The organism is Streptomyces sp. SID10853 (assembly GCF_010548145.1).
Classification (GTDB): domain Bacteria; phylum Actinomycetota; class Actinomycetes; order Streptomycetales; family Streptomycetaceae; genus Streptomyces.
Genome location: NZ_JAAGLN010000380.1, coordinates 1 through 4,104, shown reverse-complemented (window position 1 = coordinate 4,104; position 4,104 = coordinate 1). Strand labels below are relative to the sequence as shown.

Annotated in this window: 3 protein-coding genes and 2 pseudogenes; 4 read left to right on the top strand and 1 reads right to left on the bottom strand. The window is 70.7% G+C overall.

Going from position 1 to position 4,104, the window contains the following annotated elements:
- Window positions 1–390: pseudogene (locus G3I19_RS35010) on the bottom strand (NERD domain-containing protein); the annotation flags it as partial.
- A gap of 100 nt (window positions 391–490) precedes the next feature.
- Here G3I19_RS35010 and G3I19_RS35005 point away from each other — a divergent pair.
- From G3I19_RS35005 to G3I19_RS34990, 4 genes and pseudogenes are all read left to right on the top strand, one after another.
- Complete coding sequence (locus G3I19_RS35005) at window positions 491–802, top strand: zinc-ribbon domain-containing protein (protein WP_164267723.1); 312 nt, start codon at window positions 491–493, stop codon at window positions 800–802.
- An 80-nt stretch (window positions 803–882) separates the two neighbouring features.
- The gene (locus tag G3I19_RS35000) at window positions 883–2,262 is read left to right on the top strand and encodes an FtsW/RodA/SpoVE family cell cycle protein (RefSeq protein WP_164267722.1); all 1,380 of its coding nucleotides are present in this window, start codon (window positions 883–885) and stop codon (window positions 2,260–2,262) included.
- Window positions 2,259–3,716 (top strand): penicillin-binding transpeptidase domain-containing protein, encoded by a 1,458-nt coding sequence (locus G3I19_RS34995; protein ID WP_164267721.1) that lies wholly within the window; start codon window positions 2,259–2,261, stop codon window positions 3,714–3,716. Before G3I19_RS35000 ends, G3I19_RS34995 begins: the two co-directional genes overlap by 4 nt.
- A gap of 104 nt (window positions 3,717–3,820) precedes the next feature.
- Window positions 3,821–4,104, top strand: a pseudogene (locus tag G3I19_RS34990) (hypothetical protein); the annotation flags it as partial.

The window sequence follows — 4,104 nt, the reverse complement described above, 5'->3', positions numbered from 1 at the left end:
CAGCGCGTCGAGCTCGGCCCCCAGCGCCTCCTGGGCGGCGAGGGCCGTACGGGCGGCGCGCAGGGGAGCCCGCCGGAAGCGGGAGACCGCGCTCCCGGCCGGCGCGGCGTGCAGCGCCTCGCCCGGCCGGTTGGGCGCCAGGTCGTCGTCGGGATGCAGCGTGAGCAGCGCCAGTTCGGCCGGGGTGGGCACCGGGGGTGGGCCGACCTCGGGCTCCCCGGTCAGGTAGGGCGCGAGAGCCGCGAGCACCTCGGCCCGGTACTCGTCGAGGACCAGGCTGACCCGCCCCGATTCCCGGTCGTACCAGGCTGCAGTGCTGCCCGCGGGCAGCGTGACGTACAGCCGGGTCCGGCCCTGGTACCGCCCCGGCGTGACCCTGAGTTCCGGCATACCGCATCACCCCACCCCGGCCATGGGAACAGTCCCGGCGCCGCGGGGGCAAGAACCCGGTTACGGTGTACCGCGATTACCGACCAGGAGGGGACTATTCATGATCATTTTTGGCAGCAGAGGCTATATCTACCAGCTGGCCATCCTGACGCTGGTGTGCGGGCAGTGCGGCAACCCGTCCGCCCACACACTCCGCAAGCGCGTCACCAAGTTCACGCTGTTCTTCGTGCCGCTCTTCCCGTTCTCCACCAAGTACGCGACGCAGTGCACCTTCTGCGGGGTCGAGAACCGGACGACCAAGGAGCAGGCCGAGCAGCTCCTCGCGCAGAGCGCCGGTCAGCCGCAGGGCCCGCAGCAGGGGTACGGTCAGCCCGCGCCGCAGCAGCAGGGGCAGAACCCGTACCAGCAGTGAACCGCGGCCGGCACCGGCTTCCCACCGGTTCGCTGTGACATTAACGGACATAGCGTCACCGTCTTGCTACGTTGCCTGGCATGACCGCAACGACGGCGGACGCTCCCCCGCCCGAACTACGTCTGCCGAAGCGTCGGGGCGTCGAGCTGGTGCTGCTGATCGGCGCCGTACTGATCTCCGTCTACGGCTACATCGACGTCGGACTCGCCAAGAACGACGCCGTACCGGCGGACACCCTGAAGTACGGTGCGGGGCTCGGCCTGCTCGCGCTGCTCGCCCATCTCGCCGTGCGGTTCCGGGCCCCGTACGCGGACCCGCTGCTGCTGCCGATCGCCGTACTGCTCAACGGCATCGGGCTCGTCCTGATCTACCGGCTCGACCTGGAGACGCCGGGCGACACCGCGGCCCCCGCCCAGCTGATCTGGTCCACACTCGCGGTGGCCCTGTTCATCTGCTGTGTGCTCTTCCTGCGTGACCACCGGATCCTCCAGCAGTACACCTATCTCTCGGTCGCCGCCGCCCTGGTCCTGATGATCATCCCCATCTTCTTCCCCGCGGTGAACGGGGCGAAGATCTGGATCCGGGTCGGCGGTTTCTCCATCCAGCCCGGTGAGTTCGCCAAGATCCTGCTCGCGGTCTTCTTCGCCGCGTACCTCTCCGCCAACCGCAACGCCCTGTCGTACACCGGCCGCAGGATCTGGCGGCTCCAACTGCCCACCATGCGCGTGCTGGCACCGGTCCTCGCGATCTGGGTGATCAGTGTGGGCGTCCTCGTCCTGGAGCGCGATCTCGGGACGTCGCTGCTCTTCTTCGGGCTGTTCGTGATCATGCTGTACGTGGCGACGGGGCGGCTCAGCTGGATCGCCATCGGCATGGTGATGGCCGCGTTCGGCGCGTTCGTCGTGGGCAGCCTCGAACCCCACATCCGCGGCCGCGTCGAGGACTGGCTGCACCCCTTCGCCTCCATCGACGCGGGCCAGGGCGCCAACCAGCTCGCCCAGTCGCTCTTCTCCTTCGCGGCGGGCGGCATCCTCGGGGCCGGTCTCGGGCTCGGCCACTCGATCCTCATCGGCTTCGCGGTGAAGTCCGACTTCATCCTGGCGACGGCGGGCGAGGAGCTGGGGCTCGCCGGGCTCGCCGTGCTCTTCCTGCTGTACGCCCTGGTGGTGGCCCGCGGCTACCGGGCGGGGCTCGCGCTCCGCGACTCCTTCGGGCGGCTGCTCGCGATCGGCCTCTCCTCGATCCTGGCGATCCAGGTGTTCGTGATCGCGGGCGGCGTGATGGGGCTGATCCCGCTGACGGGCATGGCGATGCCCTTTCTCGCCCAGGGCGGCTCCTCGCTGGTCACCAACTGGGTGATCGTGGCGCTGCTGATCCGGATCAGTGACTCGGCGCGCAGACCGGACCCCGGGCTCGTGGAGACCGGGATCATCGCTCCGATCGTGGAGGACGAGTCGTGATCCGCTACATCCGGCGCGCCGCCGCCTGCTGTCTCCTGCTCCTGATCGCGCTGCTGGCCAACGCCGCCCGGATCCAGGTCTTCCAGGCGGACTCGCTGGACAAGAACCAGGCCAACCGCCGCCTGACCATTGCCCGTTACCACGAGCCGCGCGGCAGCATCCTGGTCGGCGGGCACAGCGTCACCGGGTCGAAGGACACCGGCCAGCAGCTGCGGTACGAGCGCACGTACCGCGACGGACCGCTGTACGCGCCGGTCACCGGCTACGCCTCGCAGACCTATGGCACCACCCTGATCGAGAACGCCGAGGACGGCATCCTCTCCGGCACCGACTCGATGCTCGCCCCCTTCCCGCTCTGGAACGAACTGACCCGCGCCCAGCAGCCGGGCGGCAGCGTGGCCACCACCATCAAGGCGTCGATGCAGGAGGCCGCGTACAACGGTCTCGGCCACCGGCGCGGGGCGGTCGCCGCGATCGAGCCGTCGACCGGGAAGATCCTGGCGCTGGTCAGCAGCCCCTCGTACGATCCGGGCGTCCTGTCGGGCACCGGCCCTTCGGTCACCGGCGCCTGGTCCCGGCTGAACGCGTCGGCGGACCAGCCGATGCTCAACCGGGCCATCCGGCAGACCTATCCGCCCGGTTCGGCCTTCAAGATCGTGACGGCGGCGGCCGCCCTCGACTCGGGGGTGGTCACCGATATGAACGCGGACACCGACACCCCCGATCCGTACACCCTCCCGCACACCACGACGGTCCTGCCGAACGAGGCGAGCGGCTGCGGCGACGCCTCGCTCGCGTACGCCATCGAGGTCTCCTGCAACACCGTGATGGCCAACCTGGGGGTCAAGGTCGGGCTCAGCGGGATGGACGAGGCGGCCGGGAAGTTCGGCTTCAACGACGCCGGGCTGCGGATTCCCTCCGGGGTGGCGAGGAGCAACTTCGACACCGATATGAGCGAGGACCAGCTGGCGCTCTCCTCGATCGGGCAGTTCAACACCACGGCGACACCGCTGCAGATGGCGATGGTCTCGGCCGCCGTCGCCAATGGCGGCGAGCTGATGTACCCGCATCTGGTCGACGAGACCCGGGCCAAGGGCGGCCGGGTCGTCAGCCGCACGGGCTCGAAGTCCTACCGGCGGGCGATGGACGCGTCGACGGCCGTCCAGCTCCAGCAGATGATGGTCGACGTCGTCACGCAGGGCACCGGGTCCAACGCGGCGATCCCGGGCGCGACGGTGGGCGGCAAGACCGGCACCGCCCAGAACGGGGTCAACAACGCCGGTACGCCGTACGCCTGGTTCATCTCCTGGGCGAAGGCCGACGGCGCGAGCCAGCCGGCGGTCGCGGTGGCCGTGGTCGTCGAGGACGCGTCGGCGCACCGGGCGGACATCTCGGGCGGCGGCTTCGCGGCTCCGATCGCACGGGCGGTCATGCGGGCGGCACTGGAACACTGACCCCGAACACGGGCTGACTGCGAGTACACGGGTACACGGGTACACGGGTGCCGAGGGCCGGGCCATGGGGCGGGGCAGCGGGGCGGGAGACGACGGTGGCGCCGATGAGGACGACGGTGACGGTGACGGTGGCGGAAGCGCTCGGACGGATCGCGCGGCTGGACCCCGCCCTGAGCGCTTTCACCGAGGTCTGGCCCGAGGCGCCGGCGGGCGGTGGGGTCCCGGACGGGGCACCGGAGAGTGCCGGGGTCCCCGGCGGCGCACCACAGGACAGTGGGCACCCGGGCGGCGCCCGGCCGCTCTCCGGGGTGCCGTTCGCGGTGAAGGGGCCGACCGGTATCCGCGGGTACGCGGCCCGGCGGCTGCGGGCGGCGGGCGCCGTACCGGT

Coding starts and splice junctions, on each gene's coding strand:
- G3I19_RS35005 (WP_164267723.1), top strand. CDS start 491: ATGATCATTTTTGGCAGCAGAGGCTATATCTACCAGCTGGCCATCCTG.
- G3I19_RS35000 (WP_164267722.1), top strand. CDS start 883: ATGACCGCAACGACGGCGGACGCTCCCCCGCCCGAACTACGTCTGCCG.